Here is a 21,253-nt window from a genome sequence, read left to right as displayed (position 1 = left end):
GGGTTAGGCGGAGCGGGCTGTTCAGCCGCCGCCAATAGCGTGAACGACTTCTACACGGTCGCCATCGCTCAGGGTAAATTCCGGGTGCCGGCTGCGTGGCACGATATCCTCGTTCACCTCAACCGCCAGCCGCTTGCCCGCGAGAGCCATCTTCTCAATCAGCGTGGCAATGGTTGCACCATTTGGCAGCTCCATTGCATCGCCATTTACCTGAACCTGCATCGTGACTCCTGACCCTCTGTATTCATCTACTTGTTCCGGCGGAGACCGGAGGTTATTAACAGCGCCCAGCCCACCATGAAACACACCCCGCCGATGGGCGTGATCGGGCCGATCCAGCGGATGTCTGTCAGCACCAGCAGGTAAAGACTGCCACTGAATAACAGGATGCCGGCCAGAAAGAATCCCGCCGACCAACCCAGCAATTTCCTGGGCAGGCCCTGTCCGGCCAGCAATGCCAACAGAACCAGCGCTATGGAATGATATATTTGATATGTGACGGCAGTCTGGAAAACTTCAAGGCCCCTTTCACTGACCAGGTTGCGCAACCCGTGTGCGCCAAAAGCGCCTGCCATCACCGCCAGGAGCGCCAGGAAGGCGCCCGCAACCAGCGGAAAGCCAAGAACCCGGCCAGAGCTGTGTTGTACGGACTCAGCAGTCACAATGGATCTTTTCTCCCGAATCCAGGTTCATCATGGTCAACGTGCCTCCCCAGACACACCCGGTATCCAGGCCGATAAACCGGTCACTGCCGGTTTTTCCTTCCAGCGCCGCCCAGTGGCCGAACACAACACGGACATCGTCATTGCGAGGGAAATGAAACCACGGCTCGAAGCCCTCCGGCGCACTGTCGACGGTTTCCTTGGCAGCCAGCTCAAGGGTGCCATCCTCGGCAATAAAGCGCATGCGGGTAAAATAATTGGTAATGACCCGCCAGCGGTCCATACCCTGCAGGGTTTCGTCCCAGCGCTCGGGCTCATTCCCGTACATGTGGGCAAAGTAGTCCGCGGCCGAATCGGCGCGAATAACCGCTTCCACTTCCCGAGCGCAGTCCAGGGCCTGGCTGACCGTCCAGATGTGGGGCAAACCCGCGTGAGTCATCACGATGTTGCGGATCGGATCGTGAACGCACAGATTCTGTTGGCGGAGCCAGCTCACCAGCCGGTCCTGATCCGGTGCTTCCAGAATATCGGCCAGGGTGTCTTTGCGGCGTGTCTGATGGCCGCCCAGGGCCACCGCCAGTAGATGCAGATCGTGATTGCCGAGCACCACGACTGCCGACTGCCCCAGGCTTTCGATATACCTCAGGGTTGCCAGTGAGGACGGGCCACGGTTGATCAGATCCCCCGCCACCCAAAGACGATCCCGGGAGGGGGAGAAATCCACTTTGGCCAGTACATCTCTCAGGCGTTCGTAACAGCCCTGGATATCACCAATGGCATAGTCAGTCATCACTTACCTCGTTTGCCGTGTTGACCCCGCCCTTCTCCTCCACCAGCAGGTCGGCAATAGCCACGTAATCCGTCAGAGCCAGATTTTCCGGGCGCAGGCCATCATTGATGCCCAGATTCTGCAGTTGCGCAACCGAGACCATGCCGCCAAGGGCCTTGCGGAGGGTTTTCCGGCGCGCATTGAAAGCGGTCCGTACCACCGCCTGAAGCGTTGCCAGATCCTTTGCTGTATGCGGCAGGGTCCTGTGGGGGACTAGTCGGACAATGGCCGAATCCACTTTCGGCGCCGGGCGGAAAGCGCCGGAACCCACTTCAAACAGCGGCTGCACCCTGCAGAAATACTGGGTCATGATGCCAAGGCGACCGTAATTGTTGTCACCGGGCACCGCTGCCATCCGCTGTACCACCTCTTTCTGCAGCATGAAGTGCATGTCCTGCACGACGTCCGCCTGCGCCAGCAGGTGGAAGATCAGGGGCGTGGATATATTGTACGGCAGGTTACCGATAATCCGCAGGGGACGATCCACCATAAGCTCACTGAAATCAAACTTGAGCGCGTCCGCCTCGTGAATCCGGAATTCGGGGTAGTTAAAGAACTTGGTGCGCAGCACCGGAATCAGGTCGCGATCCAGTTCCACCACCTGAAGCCTTGGGTTCACGGCCAGTATCTCTTCGGTCAGCGCGCCCAGGCCGGGACCAATCTCCACGATGGCGTCATCGGGTTTCGGATTGATCGCGCGGATGATCTGCTCGATGACCCCCGGATCATGAAGGAAATTCTGGCCAAACCGCTTTCTGGCCTGATGGCCGGCTTTGTTACTCACGAACGGGTCTCTTCAATTGCAGATTTGCGACAACGAGCCATTTGCTCGCCCACCTTCAGGGCCGTGCGCAGACTGCCGCCATCAGCCCGGCCGGTACCAGCCAGATCCAGGGCGGTGCCATGGTCCACGGAGGTGCGGACAATGGGCAGCCCCAGGGTAATGTTCACAGCACGCCCGAAGCCCTGAAACTTCAGTACCGGCAATCCCTGGTCGTGGTACATGGCCAGAACTGCGTCGGTCTGATCGAGCCAGTGCGGCGTAAACAGAGTGTCGGCGGGAAGGGGGCCTGTCAGCGAAATGCCTTCGGCACGAAGACTCTCGAGGGTTGGCTCGATGATGTCGATTTCCTCCCGACCGAGGTGGCCGCCTTCCCCGGCATGGGGGTTCAGGCCTGCCACCAGAATTCTGGGCCGGGCAATGCCGAAGAACTTTTTCAGGTCAGCATTGAGAATGCGGGTGACCTGGGTCAGGCGCGCCGGGGTAATGGCGGCGGAAACGTCCCTGAGCGGTAAGTGGGTGGTTACCAGCGCAACCCGCAGCTCTTCGGTCGCCAGCATCATGACCACCCGTTCAACTCCGCACAGTTCCTGAAGGAACTCGGTGTGGCCGCTGAACGATATGCCGGCATTATTGATCACGCCCTTGTGGACCGGCGCCGTCACCATGCCGTCAAAATCGCCGCTCAGGCAGCCATTGGCGGCAACTTCCAGTGTTCTGAGCACATAGGCACTGCTGCCAGTGTCCAGGGTTCCCGGCTGGTGATTGGCGCAACCGTCCACGTGCAGCACCGACAACAGACCTGCTTCCATCTCCGGCGCCTCTCCGGGCTGCCAGGAACGCAGTTCAACCGCCAGATTCAGTTGCTTCGCCCGGGCCTCCAGCAGTGGCCTGCTGGCAACCACCACCACACCCCCGGTCCTGGCCTCCAGCGCCAGCTGCAGGCACAGCTCCGGACCAATGCCGGCAGGTTCGCCGGCGGTAAGTGCCAGCACCACGGGATTACTCATCAGGAGACCGGCTCTTCTTCGGCCGTTTCGTCCTTGGCGTACTCGCCCTTGAACTCGATAAAGGCCTCATCGCGGATTTCCTGGAGCCAGTTCTGCAATTCGGTTTCGAATTTGCGGCGATAGATGGCCTGGCGAGCCTCGGCGTCGCGAACATCGCCGCTGATGTCTTTCTGGCGGCGTTCCTGAACCTGCAGGATGTGCCAGCCGAACTGGGAACGGAACGGCCCGCGGAATTCGCCGATATCGGCATTCAGCATTGCCTGTTCAAACGCCGGCACCATCTGGCCAGGACTTACCCAGCCAAGGTTACCGCCGTCGGAACCGGATACAGGGTCATCGGAGTATTCCCGGGCCAGGGCACTGAAGCTGGCTCCGTTTTCAAGCTGCTGGTACAGATCCCGGATCATGGTTTCAGCCTGGCTGTCGGTGGTTGCTTCGGAAGGCCGAACCAGAATATGACGGACGCGATGCTGCTGGATAACCTGCTGCTGTTCGCCACCACGCTTGTCCATCACCATCACCAGATGGAAGCCACTGTTGTTTTCCAGCACTTCCGAAGGCTCACCCACCGGCAGCTCCGGCACAACCGGGGCGACCAGAGATGGCAGCTGGCCTTCGGCACGCCAGCCCATATCACCGCCTTCGAGGGCATTGCTGGCATCGGATTCAGCGACAGCCACTTCACGGAAATCGCGGCCACTGGCGATCTCATTGCGCAGACGCTCGGCTTTTTCCCGGGCCGCCTCCACTTCCGCCTCGTCCGACGGATCGTCAACGCTGACAAAAATATACGCCAGCCGGTATTGGGCGTTATTGCCACCCCGGGCCTCCAGGCTTTCGAGGTAGTTCTCGACTTCCCGATCAGTTACCCGAACCCGGTTGCCTACCTGACGCTGCTGAACGCGGCTGGTCAGCATTTCCTTACGGATCTGCTCGCGGGCCTGGTTATAGCTCACGCCTTCGGCCGCCAGCTGGTTTTCAAACTGCGCCAGGCTCATACCGTTGCGCTCGGCAATGTTGGCCATGGTCTCGTTCAACTCGTTATCGCTGATACGCATGCCGGCCCGGTCCGCCATCTGCATCTGGATCGAGTCGGTGATCAGTTGGTCAAGAACCCGTTCTTCCAGCACCTGTCTCGGCGGCAGTCCGGTACCCTGGGCTCTGAGCCGGCTGGCGATGGTGTTGATCCGGGCCTCCAGCTCGGTCTGAAGAATGACATCCTCATCCACGATGGCCACCACCTGATCCAGCAGTTTTCGCTCTGCCTGCACGGTCAGCGGTGCCATGACGGCGAGAAAAACCAGTAACGCTTGAACACCATGGCGAAGAGTCGCCTTCATAATCACCTCTGCAAATAGAATATGAGCCTGCATGCCAGTACGGGGCTTAGTCCCACTCCTGGTCAGGGAGTTCCGTACCGGCGACGCTCCCTTTCGTCAAACCCGTAAATCGCCTCGGAAATCCGCGCCGAGGCACCACCACTGCCACCCAGTCCTTTCAGCTGAATCTGAAACAGTATGCGCCCCTGAAGCTCCCGGTCGTAAGTCAGGTAATTCTGGTGAACCACCTGAATGCTCCAGCAGCAGTTGTTGTATTCAAGGCCGGCCAGGGACCCCACCGTACGGTCAAGGCTTGAGTCGTAGACCCAGCGGCCGATCAGACTAACACGGTCCGTCACCGGGAAAACCGTCGCAATGTCTGACTGTTCCAGTTCATCCCGGCTATAGGTGTGCCCCAGACTGGCCAGGTAGCGGTAATCACTGGAATGGAAAGTCAGCTGACTTCGACCTTCCTCGGTATCACCGGTGTCGGGATCCCACAGGCCAGACGACCGGATCTCCAGAGTATCAAGCGGGTTGAGCACCACCTCACCCGCCAGCGGAGAGCGGCTCCGGGTTCCGCCCCCCTCACCAAACAGAGTTACCTCACGGTCGTCAAAGTACTGCACCTGGCCGATACTGAACCTGGCCCGCTCGGCACCGGTGAGCAGGTCATTGAAACGGCTGGTCAGGGCCACGGTCAACTGGTTGGCGTCACCTACCCGATCACCGCCGGTAAAGCGATCCGGCTGAAACAGCTGGTCAAACCGGAACGTCTGGAGGTCGGTGTCAAAGTCAGGAATGTCATTCTGATCCGCGTCCGCATTGGCCCATACATAGTACAGCCGGGGCTCAAGGGTCTGGTTGTAGGGCACATCAAACAGACTGCCCTGACGGTCGAAATAAAGCCCGTTATCCCACTCGGCAACCGGCACCGTGCGATCAAACGCGCCATCACCGAGATCGTAATCATCGAGATCGTAGCGGGTGTAATCCACACTCACCGAGGGGCGACTGAAGCCCCACAACGCCCGCAGTGGCAGAGCCAGTTCCGGCCGGGCCCGGAACCGCTGACCGTTGGCCTGGTCCAGACCAGTCAGTCCTTCGTTATCACGGTAAAAAACGGTGTACTGACTCTCCAGATTCGCTTCCAGAATACCCGCGCCTGCCTGTCCCGCGTAGATTATTTCAGGCAGCTGGGCATAGGGCTTATCCTCATTGGCAATACTTTCACTGATGGTCTGGTAATCGTTAAGGTAGGCATCAAAATACTGCTGGTCGCTCCGGTAAGTGACCCCACCCTTTCTTTGCAGGTGGGTTGCCTGGTTAATCTCCAGGTTACGGTTCAGGTCGCTGAAATAGTCCTCGTCACTCACTACGGAAAAATCACCGTAGCCGGACCAGCCACCGCCGAACACCGCCCTCGTGGTGGCATCCAGAGCCCAGCGCTCGCCCGATTCGCCGGGATTCTCGGCCGCGAACTCCGAATCGCTGCCGATGTAGCCCAACTGCAGCGTCGTCTCGCCCAGCGAACTGAGATAGCGGCCCTCGGCCTCGTTGAACAGGCCCCGGCCATTCATGTACTGAGGCGTGAGCGTGGCGTCATAATGGGGGGCAAGATTCAGATAATAAGGTAGCGCGAGAAAGCCTCCGCTACCGGCAGTGGAAGAACCGAACTGGGGATACAGGAAACCGGACTTGCGTCGGTCATCAATGGGAAAGCTGGCCCAGGGCCAGTAGAACACCGGCACATCCAGAATCTCCAGCCGAACATGCTTTGCGGTACCAAAACCCTCGGCCCGGTCCAGCTGGATATCCAAGGCAACAATGGCCCAGTCGTTCTGCTTCGGGCCACAGGTGGTCAGAAAGCCATCTTCAATGACCACCTGCTCTTCACTGATCCGCGCCAGACGGCCTGCACGACCGCGCATTTCGGGCCCGTGCAGCAGAAACGTCGCCGTGTTGATGTCCAGCCGCCCGGTATCCACATCGTAGTTCGCGTTCTCACCGGTCAGAAGGAAGCCATCACCTCGACTGACCAGTGGCCCCTGAACCGATACCGCGCCCTGTTGCTGGCTGTAGCGGGCTTCTGAACCGGTTACCTGGAAGCCCCCCTGGCGGATCCGGACATCGCCCTGGAGAAACAGCTCGCGGTCAATTTCATACCGGGCATTCAGGCCGCTGGCCTCCAATGGCTGTTCGGCATCGCTACCACCGGCAAAGGCACTGCCAACGCCGTCGTGACTGCCGGAAGGCAAATAGCCACCATCACAGAACAGGGGCAAAGATGACCGCACCTCGGAAGGCAGTTCTGCCCTGGGGCGCCAGTCAATTTCCGCCGCTGACGGCGGTGTCTGGGCATAACCGGTGGCACCCCCCAATCCTAGAAACGCGGCCAGCAACAAACGGCCATACCGGCTCTGCCACCGGATTTCCGGCGATTGCAGTGGGCGTTCGGGACATGGCACGGTGGCTGGATCCTGTTCCGGGTGAATTGGAGGACGGGCAATATTAACCGCCGCCTAGTTTACACGGGCCCTCCGGGGTTGTTAACGGAAACTCCGCTGCAAAACCGATTTACCCTCTTTATACTCGTCTGCTAACTTTCGCTGTCAGCGACAACTTTTTTTCAGGATCGCAACCCGAGCTATGGACACCCGCCTGCAGTTGCTGACCAACTGGGTCAGACAGTTTCCCGGCTTTGAACAGAGCGAAGCCGAACCGGTTTCCGGCGATGCCAGTTTTCGCCGCTATTTCCGGGTCTGGCAGCACGCCAACCAGGCGACGGCTCCCGGCAACGGCGTGCCGTTTATCGTTATGGATGCGCCCCCGGAACACGAAGACTGCGAGCCCTTCGTGGCCATCGCACGACACTGGCACCACCAGGGCATCGCCGTGCCTGAAATCATCCAGGCCGATCTGAAGCAGGGTTTCCTGCTGTTGGAGGATTTTGGTGACCAGCTGATGCTTGGCCAACTGACCGCCGACTCCGCAGACCAGCTCTACCGGAAGGCCCTGGAAGAACTGACCCTCATTGCCCGCCAGCCCTCCCCAGAGGATTACCCGCTGCGGCCCTACGACGCCACCCTGCTTGAGCGGGAAATGGCGCTGTTTCCGGACTGGCTGCTGGAGCGGCATCTGGGCATGCGCCTGGAAAACAGCGAGCGGGCTCTGCTGGACACCACCTTTTCCATACTGCGGGAGAGCGCCCTGGCGCAACCGGAAGTGACGGTTCATCGGGACTACCACTCCCGCAACCTGTTGGTTCGCCCCAATGAACCCCGCCCCGGCGTCATCGATTTCCAGGATGCCGTCATCGGGCCGGTCACCTACGACGTTGTGTCCCTGCTGAAGGATTGCTACATCCGTTGGCCGGAGGAGCGCATCTGCGACTGGCTGGAGGTGTTTCGCCAGAGCAGCCGGGACGCCGGCCTGCACCGGGCTGATCCGGAAACCTTCCGCCAGTGGTTTGAGCTAATGGGCATGCAGCGCCACCTGAAGGCCGCCGGGATTTTCGCCCGGCTGTCGATCCGCGATGGCAAGCACGGTTATCTCAATGACATTCCCCGAACCGTGCAGTACCTGATCGTTGCCAGCAGCCGGCAGCCAGCCCTGCGTCACTTCCACGAATGGCTCAGCGACACGGTCATGCCGCGAATCGAAGCGAGCATTGGCCCGGCCCCTGGTCAGGAGCATCCGCACCCGTGAAAGCCATGATTCTCGCCGCCGGCAAAGGTGAACGCATGCGGCCACTGACTCTGGCCACACCAAAGCCCCTGCTCCGGGCCGCCGGCAAGCCTCTGATCAGCTACCATCTGGAACACCTTCGCCGGGCGGGCATCAGGGACGTGGTGATCAACCATGCCTGGCTGGGTGACCAGATTGAAGAGACCCTGGGCAACGGCAAACAGTTCGGACTGTCCATTCAATACTCCCGGGAAGGCGAGCCCCTGGAAACCGCCGGTGGCATAGTGCGCGCCCTGCCCCTGCTTGCCAATGAAGAGTCTGACTGGTTTGTGGTTATCAATGGCGACATCTGGAGCGATTTTGATCTGTCACAACTGACACCGCCGGCTGACGCGGACGCCGTGCTCGTTGTCACCGAAAACCCGCCGCACCATCCTGAAGGGGATTTTCACCTGACCGATCAGGGATGGCTCACTGGTGACGGGCCGGAGAAATTGACCTTCACCGGCATCAGCCTGTTGCGCCGGCGACTGTTCGAAGGCCTGACCGACCGGTCCGGAAAGCTCGGGCCTGTGCTGCGCAACGCCATGGGCGAAGGCCGCGTGAAAGGCCTTTATCACCGGGGACAATGGGTGGACGTCGGCACCCCGGAACGCCTCCAGGCGCTGGACAGGCAACTGGGCAACAGGGAATCTGAAAGCCATGGCAGGGAGTAAACGACAACCGGTGCTGCCGGCACGGATGGACGCCGAGTTTTCCAGCCTGATGCGGGAACTCTCAGCCTGCGGCCATCAGGCACCCGCGCTTATCGAGCGCGCCCATCTGCCCCGCTGGTGCAGGCGCCCCCTGTTCTTCTTCCTCGGTTATATCGCCAAAGCAGAGGGGCGAGTGACCGAAGCCGACATTGGCTATGCAGAATCCCTGATCAAGGCCATGAGGCTGTCGAAGCGTCAGCGGCGGCGCGCCATTGGCTGGTTCCAGGACGGCAAGTCAGCCGGGCAACTGCCTTTCATCCGCGGGTTGGCCATGCGCCTGTCCCGCCGGCTATGGCCTTCCCCGGCCCTGAAAACCGCCATCTGTCTGTGCCACGCCAGTCAACTGAACGGCCGGCCCGCCAAACCCAGGCGCTATCGCTGCGAGGATGCCATTGACCAGATTGGCCTACCGGTTAGCATCAGCGAGGACATCTTCGACAGCTATGCCAGCAAGGTATGGACCCGGCATAGCGAGAATCTCTCAAGACCCACCAGTTATCAGCAGGCCTGCGAGCTGTTGGGGGTCACCCGGCGGGATTCACTGGAGGTGATCAAGCGGGCCTACCGCAAGAAGGTATCCGAGTGCCATCCGGACAAGCTGGCCCAACAGCAGGTCAGCCCCCGCGAGCATGCACTGGCCAAGGATCGTCTGCTTCACTATCAGCAGGCCTGGGAACTGATCAAGCGCCACAACACCGTCCGCTAGTCCTGGCGGGACTCCAGCCATGCAGCAACGCGGCTGGCAATCCCATCGCCCAGGGTTCCGGGCGCTGGCGTGAGCCAGGGAATCGGTTGTCGCTCAAAGCCACTCATCCCGGCCCGGCGCAACCTCATTCCCATACTCCATTTCGTTTGATCATCAGCGGCTCCGGACGGATAAAGCTCCAGCAATTTCGTGCTCAGCGACTCCAGACGTTCGGGCAGATCTGGACGGTCAACGGGGTAAAACTGGGAAGCCACCCAGATAAGCGCAGCGGCATCAGCCCCCTCCAGTACCTGGTTGGTCACGTGTATGCTGGCTCGCCCGACTCCCAGAACAGCCGGTGTTTCATAGCCCCGCTCAGCCAACTGGGCCAGCCCTGCCTGGAGCGTCTGGCTGATCCGGCTTCGGTAGCGCGCCTCAAGATCATCGGCACTCTCTGAAGCCATGATATCGATCATGACCGATTCCGGTGCTTCCTGCTCACCCGCCTCCGTTTCCGCCGATGGTTCTTCTACCACCGGCCGCATCAGGATTTCACTCAGAACCGGTGAGGGCGACTCCAGGCCAAGGGTGAGCACGGCCCAGCCCCTGGAAGCCAGCCCCGCTGCCAGTGAGCCGGTTACCCCGGAAGCGGCAGTTTCACCTTCTTCCGACAGAACCAGCACCGCACCGCGAGCCGGCAACCTGGCTTCCGGGTAGAACAGGCCCAGCGCCCTATCACCCTCCTCAAGCTCCAGCCATACCGCTGATTCGGGAAAACGCTGGATCAGGGAGCGTTCGCCGGTGCCTGTCCAGATCAGGGCCCGACTCGCAGACTCTGACGCCTCGACGCCTTCGGCCTCACCGGCCGTCCCGCTCTCTTCCTGCCCGAGGGTGATGGACGGTGCGACACACATCAGCGCCAGGACAAAAAACCAGAACACGCCGGGCCGGTAAATCTCGAATCTCTGCACAGATACTGATCCTTTGACTGCGAAAAAACGCCACTGAGCTGTTAGACTAGCAGCCATCCTGAATGTGCGGCAGGGACCGCTGACCAAGCCATTATCCATTGTTGTGAGAGAGCCGTCATGAACCCTTACCTGATTGCCCCATCCATCCTGTCCGCCGATTTTGCCCGTCTTGGCGAGGAAGTCGATAACGTGCTGGCCGCCGGCGCCGACGTGGTGCACTTCGATGTGATGGACAATCACTACGTACCCAACCTCACCATTGGCCCCATGGTCTGCGAGGCGCTGCGCAAGCACGGCGTGACCGCCCCCATCGATGTGCACCTGATGGTGTCGCCGGTGGACGACCTCATCCGTATGTTTATCGACGCCGGGGCCAGTTACATTACCTTCCACCCGGAAGCGACCAACCACATTGATCGCTCACTGCAGCTGATCCGCGACGGTGGCTGCCAGGCGGGCCTGGTGTTCAACCCGGCCACGCCGCTGCATTATATGGATCATGTGATGGACAAACTGGACATGGTGCTGATGATGTCGGTAAACCCCGGCTTCGGTGGCCAGAAGTTCATTCCCGGCACGCTCGACAAACTCCGGGAGGCCCGCAAGCGCATCGATGCCAGTAACTACAATATCCGCCTGGAAATCGACGGTGGCGTGAAGACCGAGAACATCCGGGAAATCGCCGAGGCCGGTGCCGACACCTTCGTGGCGGGATCTGCCATCTTTAACACCGACGACTATAAAACCACCATTGATGCCATGCGCGAAGAACTGGAGCAGGCCCGCAGGGTGATCAGCCAATGAGCCTGGCAGGGCTGTTCAATCCACGCTGGCCGGGGGTTGCCCTGTTTGATCTCGACGGCACCCTGGTGGACAGTGCACCGGATCTGGCGGCCGCCGTGGACCAGATGCTGGCGCATCTTGGGCGCTCACCAGCAGGCATTGACCGGGTACGGAACTGGGTAGGCAATGGCGCCAGCGTTCTGGTGCGCCGGGCCCTGGCCGGCCAGGTGGACTGGGAACTGGCGCGACCAAAAGACGAGGCCCTGTTCAAGGATGCCCTGGCGATTTTCTATCACGCCTACGGCACGCTCAACGGACAGCATTCGGTAGTCTACGCCGGAGTCGAGGCCTGTCTCACGCACCTGAAGAACCAGGGCTGCCGGCTGGGCATCGTCACCAACAAGCCGGAACAGTTTGTGGCACCGCTGCTTGAGCAAATGGGACTGGATCACTGGTTCGACCTGACCGTGGGTGGTGACACCCTGCCGGTCAAGAAACCGGACCCCGCTCCCCTGCTTCATGCCATGGAAACCCTGGGGGGCACCCGCGGAACCACAGTCATGGTAGGCGACTCCGCAGCGGATATTAACGCGGCGCTGGCCGCGGGCATTCCCTGTGTGGCGGTGCGGTACGGGTATAACTACGGGCCTGCGGTGGATACTCTGGGCGCCGACGCGGTTGTTGATTCGCTGGCCGAGCTTTTGTAATCTCACAAGGAACTTACATTGAGCACTTCTTTACGGGAGATTCCTGCCGTGCAGGGACTGAATCTGACTGCAGCGCGAGGCATCCTGACAACCCGCGCAACACGATGGTGGCGATGGCGCACCGGCTGAGCAAGCCCGGAGGCTGACTGGCGTCTGCTGGTCGAGCCCGCAGCACCTGATGGAAGCACAGGCTTTCATCCACAATGCAGATCAGATTTCAGGAAACCGTACCATGACACCCGAGCAATTCACCGAGCTCGCCGACGCCGGCTTTAACCGTATCCCTGTGTATCGTGAGGTACTGGCCGACCTCGACACGCCCCTGAGCACCTACCTCAAACTCGCCAGCGGACCCTATTCCTACCTGTTCGAATCCGTTCAGGGCGGAGAGAAATGGGGCCGGTATTCGATCATCGGCCTGCCCAGTCACGAAGTACTGAAGGTCTTCGACCACCGGGTGGAGATCAGCCGCGGCGGCGAGGTTGTTGAGACCGAGGAAGTGGACGATCCGCTCACCTTTGTCGAAGCCTATCAGAAACGCTTCCATGCACCGGATCTGGATGAGCTGCCCCGCTTTAATGGCGGCCTGGTGGGCTACTTCGGCTACGACACCGTGCGCTACATCGAAAAACGGCTGCGCAAGAGCTGTCCGCCGGACAAAATCGGCACGCCGGACATCCTGCTGATGGTGTCCAACGAGATCGTGGTATTCGACAACCTGCGGGGCAAGCTGCATCTGATTGTCCATGCCGATCCGGCCATTGAGGGCGCCTTCGAAAAGGCGCAGAGCCGCATTGATCAGCTGGAAAACCATCTGCACAGGCAGACCGCTGACGCGCCCCGCACCCCAGAACACCTGCGCGGAAAAGCCGTGGACGAGAGCGACTTTATTTCCGGCTTTACCCAGGACAAATTCGAAGCCGCGGTAGACAAGATCAAGGGCTACGTGCTCGACGGCGATGTCATGCAGACGGTGATATCACAGCGCATGTCGATTCCCTTCGAGGCGCCACCGCTGAACCTGTATCGCTCGCTCAGGGTACTGAATCCTTCCCCTTACATGTATTTCCTGGATTTGGGTGACTTCCACATCGTGGGCTCCTCCCCGGAAATCCTGGCCCGGGTGGAAGACGAGGAAGTGACGGTTCGGCCGATCGCCGGCACCCGCAAGCGCGGCGCCACCGATGCCGAGGACAAGGCGCTGGAAGCAGAACTGCTGGCTGATCCGAAAGAAATTGCCGAGCATCTGATGCTGATCGACCTGGGCCGTAACGATGCCGGCCGGGTGTCGGAAACCGGCACGGTCCGGCTGACCGACAAGATGATCGTGGAGCGCTACTCCCACGTGATGCATATCGTCTCCAACGTGACCGGCCGGCTGAAAGACAACACCAGCTGCCTGGACGTGCTGCGCGCCACCCTGCCCGCCGGCACCCTTAGCGGTGCGCCCAAGATCCGGGCCATGGAGATTATCGACGAACTGGAGCCGGTCAAGCGTGGGGTCTACGGAGGCGCCGTTGGCTATCTGTCGTTCAACGGCAACATGGACACAGCCATTGCCATCCGTACCGCCGTGATCAAGGACAACACCCTGCATATCCAGGCAGGCGCCGGCGTGGTGGCCGATTCGGTGCCCCGCCTCGAGTGGAAGGAAACCATGAACAAGGGCCGCGCCATTTTCCGCGCGGTGGCCATGACCTACAACGATTTCGACCACTGAGGCGGAGGAACAGATTATGTTGCTGATGATCGATAACTACGATTCCTTCACCTACAACGTGGTGCAGTATCTGGCCGAACTGGGTGCCGACGTGCAGGTGCACCGCAACGATGAAATTACCATCGAACAGATTGAAGCCCTGAACCCGGAGCGGCTGGTGATTTCCCCCGGCCCCTGCACCCCGAACGAGGCTGGCATCTCCATGGCGGCCATCCGGCATTTCGCCGGCAAGGTTCCGATCCTGGGCATTTGCCTGGGCCATCAAGCAATTGGCCAGGTCTACGGTGGTGACGTCATCCGCGCCGGCCGGGTCATGCATGGCAAGGTGTCCCCGGTATTCCACAAGGACACTGGCGTGTTCCGGGGCCTGAGCAACCCGCTGCAGGCGACCCGCTACCACAGCCTGGTGATCGACAAGGCCACCCTGCCCGACTGCCTGGAAGTGACCGCCTGGACCCGCAACGACGACGGTTCCATCGAGGAAATCATGGGGGTTCGCCACAAGACCCTGCCCATCGAAGGCGTGCAGTTCCATCCGGAGTCTATTATGACGGAACAGGGCCACGAGCTGCTGCGCAACTTTCTGAGAACACAATAAGAGGCCGACACATGGACATGAAAGAAGCTCTCAACCGCATTGCCTCCAACCTGGACCTTTCCCGGGAGGAAATGAAGGACGTGATGCGTATCGTCATGAACGGCGAGGCCACAGACGCCCAGATCGGCGCTTTTCTCATGGGGTTGCGTCTGAAGAGCGAAACCATTGACGAAATCACCGGCGCCACCGAGGTTATGCGCGAACTGGCCACCAAGGTTACGGTCAAGGCCGAACCCCTGGTGGACATCGTCGGCACCGGCGGCGATGGCGCCAACCTGTTCAACGTGTCTTCCGCCGCCTCCTTCGTGGTGGCAGCAGCCGGCGGCTTTGTGGCCAAGCACGGCAACCGGGCAGTTTCCTCAAAGAGCGGCAGTGCCGACCTGTTGGAAAAGCTGGGCATCAATCTGAGCATGAAACCGGAAGAGGTGGCCCGCTGCGTCGAGGAAATTGGTGTCGGCTTCATGTTCGCTCCGGCCCACCACGGTGCCATGAAACATGCCATCGGCCCCCGCAAGGAGCTGGGCTGCCGGACCATTTTCAACATCCTGGGCCCGATGACCAACCCGGCGGGCGTTAAACGCCAATTGGTGGGCGTGTTCAACCGGGAGCTGTGTCGCCCGATGGCGGAGGTGCTGCATCGCCTTGGGGCCGAGCACATCATGGTCGTTTGCTCCAAAGACGGCCTGGACGAAATCAGTCTTGCCAGCGCGACCCATGTAGCCGAACTGAAGAACGGCGAAGTCACCGAGTACGACATCACCCCCGAGGATCTCGGCATCAAGAGCCAGGCTCTGGTGGGCCTGACCGTGGACACCGCCGACGATTCCTTAAAGCTGATCAAGGCAGCCTTCGGTCGTGGCCACGATGAAATGGCCGAGAAAGCCCGGGACCTGATTGCCCTCAATGCTGGCGCAGCGATCTATGTCGCTGGTTTGGCCAAGACGCCGAAAGAAGGTGTGGATATGGCCCTCGACGCCATGGGCTCTGGCCTCGCTGCCGGCAAGATGTCGGAGCTGGCTGATTTTTCCCAGTGCTTTTGATCCCGGCCTGCTGATTTTGCAGCCGGACGAGCCGGAGGGGAGGGAGCTTCCAAAACACGCCCGTGAATACGTCCATGTAGGGCTTGGCTGCAGCCATCCGTGGCTGCAGACAGTTTTGGAAGCTCCCTCCCCTCCGGCTCTCGCTAACTTTTTACGAGCCTGATATGACTGACAGACATCTGGATAAAACACCGACAATCCTTCGGAAAATTGTTGATCGTAAGTGGGAAGAAATTGACGAGCGCAAGCGCCAAGTCTCGATTGCAGATCTGAAGGCCAAAGCTGGTGATCAACCGGCAGCCCGAGGTTTTGCTAATGCTCTGCGCAGCCGAATTGAACAGCAGACTCCCGCTGTTATCGCAGAAATCAAAAAAGCCTCACCAAGCAAGGGCATTCTGCGGGATCCGTTCGAACCAGCGGTCATTGCCGAGAGCTACGAGAAAGGCGGCGCCGCTTGTCTTTCGGTACTGACCGACCGCGACTTCTTCCAGGGCGACGAGGACTATCTGGTCGCCGCCCGCAATGCCTGCAGTCTGCCCGTGATCCGCAAGGACTTCATGGTCGCGCCCTATCAGGTCTACGAGAGCCGGGCCATTGGCGCCGACTGCATCCTTCTGATCGCCGCCTGCCTGACCAAAGACCAGATGCAAGAGCTGGAAGGTATTGCCCATGAAATCGGTCTGGATGTGTTGGTCGAAGTGCACGATGGTGAGGAACTGGATGATGCGTTGACGCTGACGACGCCTCTGGTCGGCATCAACAACCGGAACCTGCATACCTTTGATGTGTCGTTGGAAACCACGTTTGATCTGCACGAGCGGATCTCACAGGACCGACTAACCATTACGGAAAGTGGCATCATGACCCGCAATGACGTCGAGGCCATGACCAACCGTGGGATCTACGGTTTCCTGGTCGGTGAGTCGTTCATGCGGGCGGAAGAGCCTGGTTCGAAATTGAGGGAGCTGTTTTTCCCCGCAGGCTGACTCCTTCAGATGGGGCGAGTCGGCGGGTGGAGCTTTCCAAAATCGTGCGGAGCCAGGGATGGCGGAGCCGAGCGTACAAGGATGTATTCACAGCGTATTTTGGAAAGCTCCACCCGCCGATTCGCATGCTCCCATCAGACATCAGGCTCCGCCAAAGCCTCCTGCAACAACTCCAACAAGTGCGCCGGCATCCCCTCTGCCAGCTTGAGTGCCGCCTCGTGCCCACGGGGCGACATCTTGCCCCAGGTCCGGCGCACTATGCGTAGCCACTTCTCCCGATCGTAGTCCGCTTTTTCCTCATAGAAATCTGCGAAATATCGTTCCAGGAAGACCATGCAGGCCACGTCCTCCAGCAGTTGAGTGTCGGCATCCTGCCTCAGTTCGCGCTTGGTCAGGATGGTCTCCACCCGATCGCACTCCTCCTTCGGGTAGCCACAATCCGCCATGATTTCTGCAGCACGCCGGCCATGCATACGGCCACAGGCCTGACGCCACTGGTAATAGGCTTTACGACCTTCCGGATAGTCCTTCCGCGGCATCGTCCACCGCTCAATGTGCTGGGCGCGGCAGGCGATCTGCATGCGTTCGAAAGGGTCGGATTCAAGCTCGAACAGCCAGCGGGTCATGTGCAGGCTGTAGGCGTATTCCTTCGGGAGGCGTTCGTTGTCGAAAGACTCCTGATTGGGGTCGGCCTTATTGGCTGCGTCAATAGACGCCAGCGCGCACTGGAGTCTTGAATCCGTTGTGGTCATTAAGATCTCTCTTCTGGTTTCTGACTGGCCTGTGGCTCAGACCTGGGCAGAGGGGCGTTCCTTGATGCGGTCGTACCAGGCCTGCAGATTGGCCTGCTCAGGTTTGATCCGGATGCCCACCACCCGCGCGAATGCCACTGTTGTGAAAGCGTTGATATCGGCGGCCGTAAAGCGGTCGCAGCAGATGTATTCCTTGCCTTCGAGCTGCTTGTCGAGGAAGTGCATGAACTTCTCAACGCTCTTGCCGCATTCCTCACCCCACTCCTTGATCGGGTTCATCCGGTCCTTGAAATAGCCGGTGGTGTGCTGAAAACACATGCCAGTGGGCATGAAGAAGAACAGCTCGATCCACCGGAGCCACTGCTCAAGCTGGGCTTTTTCAAGCGGGGTGTCGCCCATCAGGGTCGGCGTGTCCGGGTAGCTCTCTTCGAAATAGCGGCAGATTGCCATGGTCTCGGCAATACAGGTGCCGTCATCCAGTTCCATCACAGGCACTTTCTTCATCGGATTTCGGGCGACAAATTCAGGTGTCAGGTTTTCACCCTTCTGCAGGTCAATCTCGATGAATTCGGCCTTGTCCAACAGGCCTTTCTCGGCCATGAACATGCGCACGCGGCGGGGGTTAGGGGCGGTTTTGGTTTCGAAGATTTTCATTATTATCGGCTCCGTTCCTGATCAATGGCGGCTTTGACGGTTCAAAACGAGAAGACTGACCGGAAAGAAGAGTTGCGTCAAGCAACCGGCGTTACCGGGGCAGCCAGTTGCGGATCTGCTGGATAATCCACTCCGGATCGTCCAGTGGAAGGTCATGGCCAGCATCCGGGTGCAGTTTCATGGTCCATTGCCAGCGCTGCTCCAGCGTGGAACTGCAGCGCCAGTGAACGATGCGATCGCCGCGGCTGGCGAGAATCAGGGCATCTGGCACAGGACGCTTTTCACCGGGTTTGTAGCGGGCGGCAGCCGCCAACTGGTTGATCGCATTGCGGGTACTGACGGGGCGTTGTCGTTGTATGCTGTACCACTGTTTTGCCAGTGACAGAGGCACCTCACGGTTAGACGTGAGCCGGAGAATATCCCGCTCACGGTCAAACAACTCCTGACGGGCCAGCAGCCGCAGAATTCGCGGCCAGACCCCAGGCCGCATGCGTTTCCAGGGCGGGCTGAAGCCGGAACTGGTATTGATCAGGACCAGATTCTGGATCTGACCATCCGCAGCCTGCTGGGCCCAGTCCAGGGCCACCATACCGCCCATGGAAAGTGCCAAGATGCTGAAAGGACCGGGGATATGGCTAACGTGCCTGGAGACAGCTTCCCGAATCGCCGCTACCGTTGCCGGACTGTCTTCTCGATATCGCACGCCCGTCCCGGGCAGGTCGACCAGATGGAACTGGTGCTCGGGAAATGCCTCCCCAAGGCGAGCCGGGAAGCTGCCCCAGTGGGCGTGTTCCCGAGTCAGACCCCGCAACAGAATCCAGTGCATACGATAGTTCCGATTGATGGATGCCAGGGCCGGCTGGATCGCTAGAGAGTATCGCGATACCAGTGCATGATCGCGGCTTCTTTCAGCATGGACTCCTCATCCCGAGCCGGCAACCAGTTTTCGTGGCTGGCGGCGGCGTTAATCAGGAAGTCCATCCAGGTCAGATGGCTGCGCAGGACCCGCTTGTGCCGGTGCGGAACCAGGGGATTGAAAAAGCCGTCGAGTCTCAGCAACTGACGGGGCCGCTTGCGAATCCAGCGCCAGGAGCCCATCTCCAGGGTCAGGGGCAGGAAAACACCGGCATTTTCGCGATTGACCTGTTTGTAGAAGTAATCCCACAAGTCGCCATGGGTGAGATAGTGGCGGGACTGGGGCTCGAAACGGTAGTCGTGATTTGGGTATGACTGCTCCCAGATAAGCTTCAGCGCCATAACCGATGCGACTCGACGCATGGGTCGACGCCGGTAGGCGTAGGGAAACCAGATCTGGTCCTGCATCCCGAATCCGGAATGGCAGTCCAGTGCCACACTGAACGGCCGCCCCGGCAGCAGCTGTTTTATGACCGCCTCAAGAGCCAGGTTTTCGGGCTCCATGCCCTGTTCAGGGTCGCCGGTGTACCACGGCAATCGGGGTGAAATTCTCTGGCCGCCGAGCAGGAATGCGCTACGTTCCTGGGCCTGGATCGGCGCATTGCGCATCAGGTCCACGCCGTTGGGATTACTGCGCTGATTCAGGTACATACCGCCCGGGTTAAGGATTGGCAAAAGGGTAATTCGAACCTTCTGCAACAACCCCAGCAAATGTTCGTCCCAGGTCACTCTGGCGAGTAGCGACTTCAGCCAGGCCATCACTACCTGGCTTCCAATGCGTTCAAGCCCGTGCACGCCGCCAACAAGCAATACCGCTGGCACATCGGGCCGGGAAGATCCGATATCTACACGGTAGATGGGCAAGGAGAGGTCCTTGAGGGCGACCCGCTCCACCACTTCGGTTGTGATGAAATCCGGCGCTTCCGCCAGGATGCGCTCCAGGCCAACGAGCTCCGGCAGGAAGGTTCTCAGCAACCTTCGCTGACGCCCATCCCGGGAGGCCTGCTCGTGGCTGATTGATGTGTGAGGTGTCAGGTCGCGCAGCTCTGTCATGCTGTTCTCCGGGTTCAGGTACCCGGAGTGTATCCATCGATTACTACACCTTCTTGACAGTTCTCCCGGGGCATAATGTGTCTCTTTTAAAGACGCATTTGGAATACGCCCTTGTAACTGAGCTGAGGTTCGTTATGCTTACAGTTAAGTATTAACCGAGACCTCGTGATTTGTTCGACCTTAACAGCGACCATGAAAGAGCTGTTTTCCCGATCCTTATGGATCGCCGTCCCCTCGTATCGGCACTAACACCGACAACACCCTCCAAAAATCACAAACCCTGAAAAGGAGAAGTGACTATGCGAAAGCTTAAGTCTGCTGCACTGCTTTGCGCGCTATCCGTACCCGTCGCGGCCCAGGCCAATTGCGGCGAGGTATCCATTACCGAAATGAACTGGGCGTCCAACACGGTCGTCACCAACGTGGCCACCTTCATCATGGAGCAGGGTTACGGCTGTGACGTCACCATTGTTCCTTCCGATACCGTTCCGGCGGTAACTTCCGTTGCCGAAAACGGTGAGCCTGACATCGTCACCGAGCTGTGGCTGAACTCCGCGGGCGAGGCCTACCTGCGCCTTGAAGAACAGGGCAAAGTGGAGCGCCTTGGCAAGGTTCTGGATCCGGGCGGCGTTGAAGGCTGGTGGATTCCCACCTACCTCGCGGAAGAGCATCCGGAGCTGAAGACCATCGAGGGCATCATGGCCAATCCTGAGCTCGTTGGCGGCACCTTCAACAACTGCCCGGACGGCTGGGGCTGCCGAGTTGTGAGTGACAACCTGGTTCGTGCCCTGGATCTGGAAGAGTCCGGCATTGACGTATTCAACCATGGTTCCGGTGAGACCCTGGCGTCCTCCATGGCGTCTGCTGTCCAGAACAAAGAGCCCTGGTTCGGCTACTACTGGGGTCCGACCGTCCCGCTCGGCAAGTACGACATGACCCGGGTTGATCTCGGCGACATCAAGCCGGACGTGCACCAGAAAAACCAGACGCCGGATGTCGACAATCCGGGCGTATCCGACTTCCCGGCGGCAACGGTTCTGACGTCGATCACTACCAGCTTCAAAGAGCGCGAGCCGGAAGTGGCCGAGATGCTCAGCAAGCTGACGTTCAAGACCGAGACCATGAGCAGCATCCTGGCCTGGATGGACTCCAACAATGCCTCGGGCGAAGAAGCTGCGGTTTACTACCTCAGCAACAACAGCGACGAGTGGTCAACCTGGCTGAACGACTCCGCGCGTGAGCGTCTGGCCAACGTTCTTAACTGATTGACCTGCCCCTCCCGGGGCATCCTTCGGGATGCCCCGGGTCGTTTCCCGAAAACCGTTCTGATTCCAGACGTGCGCAGG

General features: G+C 59.8%; 22 protein-coding genes. 10 read left to right on the top strand and 12 right to left on the bottom strand.

The features are described from left to right. Positions 1 to 21: 21 nt before the first annotated feature. From thiS to AC13E3_RS14645, 7 genes are all read right to left on the bottom strand, one after another. On the bottom strand, positions 22 to 222 hold the full coding sequence (gene thiS / locus AC13E3_RS14675) for a sulfur carrier protein ThiS (protein WP_064229836.1): 201 nt from the start codon (positions 220 to 222) through the stop codon (positions 22 to 24). Positions 223 to 248: 26 nt separating this feature from the next. After that, positions 249 to 575 (bottom strand): DUF423 domain-containing protein, encoded by a 327-nt coding sequence (locus AC13E3_RS14670; protein ID WP_482902195.1) that lies wholly within the window; start codon positions 573 to 575, stop codon positions 249 to 251. Between the two features lie 76 nt (positions 576 to 651). After that, positions 652 to 1,452 carry a symmetrical bis(5'-nucleosyl)-tetraphosphatase gene (locus AC13E3_RS14665; RefSeq protein ID WP_482902187.1) on the bottom strand — a complete coding sequence of 267 codons (801 nt, stop codon included), beginning with the start codon at positions 1,450 to 1,452 and terminating at the stop codon, positions 652 to 654. Continuing rightward, the gene (gene rsmA / locus AC13E3_RS14660) at positions 1,445 to 2,275 is read right to left on the bottom strand and encodes a 16S rRNA (adenine(1518)-N(6)/adenine(1519)-N(6))-dimethyltransferase RsmA (protein ID WP_482902186.1); all 831 of its coding nucleotides are present in this window, start codon (positions 2,273 to 2,275) and stop codon (positions 1,445 to 1,447) included. The genes AC13E3_RS14665 and rsmA overlap by 8 nt, the downstream gene beginning before the upstream one ends. Beyond that, on the bottom strand, positions 2,272 to 3,282 hold the full coding sequence (pdxA, locus tag AC13E3_RS14655) for a 4-hydroxythreonine-4-phosphate dehydrogenase PdxA (protein ID WP_482902185.1): 1,011 nt from the start codon (positions 3,280 to 3,282) through the stop codon (positions 2,272 to 2,274). The genes rsmA and pdxA overlap by 4 nt, the downstream gene beginning before the upstream one ends. Continuing rightward, complete coding sequence (locus AC13E3_RS14650; protein ID WP_482902184.1) at positions 3,282 to 4,622, bottom strand: peptidylprolyl isomerase; 1,341 nt, start codon at positions 4,620 to 4,622, stop codon at positions 3,282 to 3,284. The genes pdxA and AC13E3_RS14650 overlap by 1 nt, the downstream gene beginning before the upstream one ends. A gap of 62 nt (positions 4,623 to 4,684) precedes the next feature. Then, a complete protein-coding gene (locus tag AC13E3_RS14645; protein WP_482902194.1) occupies positions 4,685 to 7,006 on the bottom strand; it encodes an LPS-assembly protein LptD in 2,322 nt (773 codons plus the stop codon). A gap of 244 nt (positions 7,007 to 7,250) precedes the next feature. Between AC13E3_RS14645 and AC13E3_RS14640 the strand changes: the two genes are divergently transcribed. From AC13E3_RS14640 to AC13E3_RS14630, 3 genes are read left to right on the top strand one after another with little or no spacing between them, the layout of a single operon-like run. Beyond that, the gene (locus AC13E3_RS14640) at positions 7,251 to 8,309 is read left to right on the top strand and encodes an aminoglycoside phosphotransferase family protein (RefSeq protein ID WP_482902183.1); all 1,059 of its coding nucleotides are present in this window, start codon (positions 7,251 to 7,253) and stop codon (positions 8,307 to 8,309) included. Next, positions 8,306 to 9,004 carry an N-acetylmuramate alpha-1-phosphate uridylyltransferase MurU gene (gene murU, locus AC13E3_RS14635; RefSeq protein WP_482902182.1) on the top strand — a complete coding sequence of 233 codons (699 nt, stop codon included), beginning with the start codon at positions 8,306 to 8,308 and terminating at the stop codon, positions 9,002 to 9,004. Before AC13E3_RS14640 ends, murU begins: the two co-directional genes overlap by 4 nt. Beyond that, positions 8,991 to 9,749, top strand: coding sequence for a DnaJ domain-containing protein (locus AC13E3_RS14630; protein ID WP_039881998.1), 759 nt, complete (start codon positions 8,991 to 8,993; stop codon positions 9,747 to 9,749). The genes murU and AC13E3_RS14630 overlap by 14 nt, the downstream gene beginning before the upstream one ends. On the opposite strand, the gene AC13E3_RS14625 is transcribed toward AC13E3_RS14630, so the two are convergent. Next, on the bottom strand, positions 9,746 to 10,699 hold the full coding sequence (locus AC13E3_RS14625; protein WP_008173383.1) for a DUF3530 family protein: 954 nt from the start codon (positions 10,697 to 10,699) through the stop codon (positions 9,746 to 9,748). The genes AC13E3_RS14630 and AC13E3_RS14625 overlap by 4 nt on opposite strands. Positions 10,700 to 10,816: 117 nt before the next feature. Between AC13E3_RS14625 and rpe the strand changes: the two genes are divergently transcribed. The 6 genes from rpe to trpC all read left to right on the top strand — a co-directional run bounded on the left by rpe (position 10,817) and on the right by trpC (position 16,533). Then, entirely contained in the window at positions 10,817 to 11,503 is a 687-nt protein-coding gene (gene rpe, locus AC13E3_RS14620) for a ribulose-phosphate 3-epimerase (RefSeq protein WP_008173385.1), read from the top strand. Continuing rightward, positions 11,500 to 12,189, top strand: a complete 690-nt coding sequence (locus AC13E3_RS14615) for a phosphoglycolate phosphatase (RefSeq protein ID WP_482902181.1) — start codon at positions 11,500 to 11,502, stop codon at positions 12,187 to 12,189. The genes rpe and AC13E3_RS14615 overlap by 4 nt, the downstream gene beginning before the upstream one ends. Positions 12,190 to 12,421: 232 nt before the next feature. Beyond that, a complete protein-coding gene (gene trpE, locus AC13E3_RS14610; protein WP_039882005.1) occupies positions 12,422 to 13,909 on the top strand; it encodes an anthranilate synthase component I in 1,488 nt (495 codons plus the stop codon). Between the two features lie 16 nt (positions 13,910 to 13,925). Beyond that, complete coding sequence (locus AC13E3_RS14605) at positions 13,926 to 14,507, top strand: aminodeoxychorismate/anthranilate synthase component II (RefSeq protein WP_008173393.1); 582 nt, start codon at positions 13,926 to 13,928, stop codon at positions 14,505 to 14,507. A gap of 11 nt (positions 14,508 to 14,518) precedes the next feature. After that, the gene (gene trpD, locus AC13E3_RS14600; protein ID WP_008173396.1) at positions 14,519 to 15,547 is read left to right on the top strand and encodes an anthranilate phosphoribosyltransferase; all 1,029 of its coding nucleotides are present in this window, start codon (positions 14,519 to 14,521) and stop codon (positions 15,545 to 15,547) included. A gap of 164 nt (positions 15,548 to 15,711) precedes the next feature. Next, on the top strand, positions 15,712 to 16,533 hold the full coding sequence (gene trpC / locus AC13E3_RS14595; protein ID WP_008173398.1) for an indole-3-glycerol phosphate synthase TrpC: 822 nt from the start codon (positions 15,712 to 15,714) through the stop codon (positions 16,531 to 16,533). Positions 16,534 to 16,667: 134 nt separating this feature from the next. On the opposite strand, the gene AC13E3_RS14590 is transcribed toward trpC, so the two are convergent. From AC13E3_RS14590 to AC13E3_RS14575, 4 genes are all read right to left on the bottom strand, one after another. Beyond that, positions 16,668 to 17,285: a DUF4202 domain-containing protein gene (locus AC13E3_RS14590; RefSeq protein ID WP_008173400.1), complete on the bottom strand. Its 618-nt coding sequence runs from the start codon at positions 17,283 to 17,285 to the stop codon at positions 16,668 to 16,670. 36 nt (positions 17,286 to 17,321) lie between these two features. Beyond that, the gene (locus AC13E3_RS14585) at positions 17,322 to 17,939 is read right to left on the bottom strand and encodes a glutathione S-transferase family protein (RefSeq protein WP_008173402.1); all 618 of its coding nucleotides are present in this window, start codon (positions 17,937 to 17,939) and stop codon (positions 17,322 to 17,324) included. 91 nt (positions 17,940 to 18,030) lie between these two features. Beyond that, complete coding sequence (locus AC13E3_RS14580; RefSeq protein WP_008173405.1) at positions 18,031 to 18,765, bottom strand: alpha/beta fold hydrolase; 735 nt, start codon at positions 18,763 to 18,765, stop codon at positions 18,031 to 18,033. A gap of 41 nt (positions 18,766 to 18,806) precedes the next feature. Further along, complete coding sequence (locus tag AC13E3_RS14575) at positions 18,807 to 19,907, bottom strand: M14 family zinc carboxypeptidase (protein WP_008173407.1); 1,101 nt, start codon at positions 19,905 to 19,907, stop codon at positions 18,807 to 18,809. 299 nt (positions 19,908 to 20,206) lie between these two features. Between AC13E3_RS14575 and AC13E3_RS14570 the strand changes: the two genes are divergently transcribed. Next, entirely contained in the window at positions 20,207 to 21,172 is a 966-nt protein-coding gene (locus tag AC13E3_RS14570; protein WP_008173409.1) for an ABC transporter substrate-binding protein, read from the top strand. The last annotated feature ends 81 nt before the right edge of the window (positions 21,173 to 21,253 follow it).

The organism is Marinobacter sp. L-80 (assembly GCF_056859395.1).
This window is presented reverse-complemented; position numbering and strand designations above follow the sequence as displayed.

Excerpts from the sequence above, each read along its gene's own strand:
- thiS (WP_064229836.1), bottom strand. The coding sequence starts at position 222 with ATGCAGGTTCAGGTAAATGGCGATGCAATGGAGCTGCCAAATGGTGCA.
- AC13E3_RS14670 (WP_482902195.1), bottom strand. The coding sequence starts at position 575 with ATGGCAGGCGCTTTTGGCGCACACGGGTTGCGCAACCTGGTCAGTGAA.
- AC13E3_RS14665 (WP_482902187.1), bottom strand. The coding sequence starts at position 1,452 with ATGACTGACTATGCCATTGGTGATATCCAGGGCTGTTACGAACGCCTG.
- pdxA (WP_482902185.1), bottom strand. The coding sequence starts at position 3,282 with ATGAGTAATCCCGTGGTGCTGGCACTTACCGCCGGCGAACCTGCCGGC.
- AC13E3_RS14650 (WP_482902184.1), bottom strand. The coding sequence starts at position 4,622 with ATGAAGGCGACTCTTCGCCATGGTGTTCAAGCGTTACTGGTTTTTCTC.
- AC13E3_RS14640 (WP_482902183.1), top strand. The coding sequence starts at position 7,251 with ATGGACACCCGCCTGCAGTTGCTGACCAACTGGGTCAGACAGTTTCCC.
- AC13E3_RS14630 (WP_039881998.1), top strand. The coding sequence starts at position 8,991 with ATGGCAGGGAGTAAACGACAACCGGTGCTGCCGGCACGGATGGACGCC.
- rpe (WP_008173385.1), top strand. The coding sequence starts at position 10,817 with ATGAACCCTTACCTGATTGCCCCATCCATCCTGTCCGCCGATTTTGCC.
- AC13E3_RS14615 (WP_482902181.1), top strand. The coding sequence starts at position 11,500 with ATGAGCCTGGCAGGGCTGTTCAATCCACGCTGGCCGGGGGTTGCCCTG.
- trpE (WP_039882005.1), top strand. The coding sequence starts at position 12,422 with ATGACACCCGAGCAATTCACCGAGCTCGCCGACGCCGGCTTTAACCGT.
- AC13E3_RS14605 (WP_008173393.1), top strand. The coding sequence starts at position 13,926 with ATGTTGCTGATGATCGATAACTACGATTCCTTCACCTACAACGTGGTG.
- trpD (WP_008173396.1), top strand. The coding sequence starts at position 14,519 with ATGGACATGAAAGAAGCTCTCAACCGCATTGCCTCCAACCTGGACCTT.
- trpC (WP_008173398.1), top strand. The coding sequence starts at position 15,712 with ATGACTGACAGACATCTGGATAAAACACCGACAATCCTTCGGAAAATT.
- AC13E3_RS14590 (WP_008173400.1), bottom strand. The coding sequence starts at position 17,285 with ATGACCACAACGGATTCAAGACTCCAGTGCGCGCTGGCGTCTATTGAC.
- AC13E3_RS14585 (WP_008173402.1), bottom strand. The coding sequence starts at position 17,939 with ATGAAAATCTTCGAAACCAAAACCGCCCCTAACCCCCGCCGCGTGCGC.
- AC13E3_RS14580 (WP_008173405.1), bottom strand. The coding sequence starts at position 18,765 with ATGCACTGGATTCTGTTGCGGGGTCTGACTCGGGAACACGCCCACTGG.
- AC13E3_RS14575 (WP_008173407.1), bottom strand. The coding sequence starts at position 19,907 with ATGACAGAGCTGCGCGACCTGACACCTCACACATCAATCAGCCACGAG.
- AC13E3_RS14570 (WP_008173409.1), top strand. The coding sequence starts at position 20,207 with ATGCGAAAGCTTAAGTCTGCTGCACTGCTTTGCGCGCTATCCGTACCC.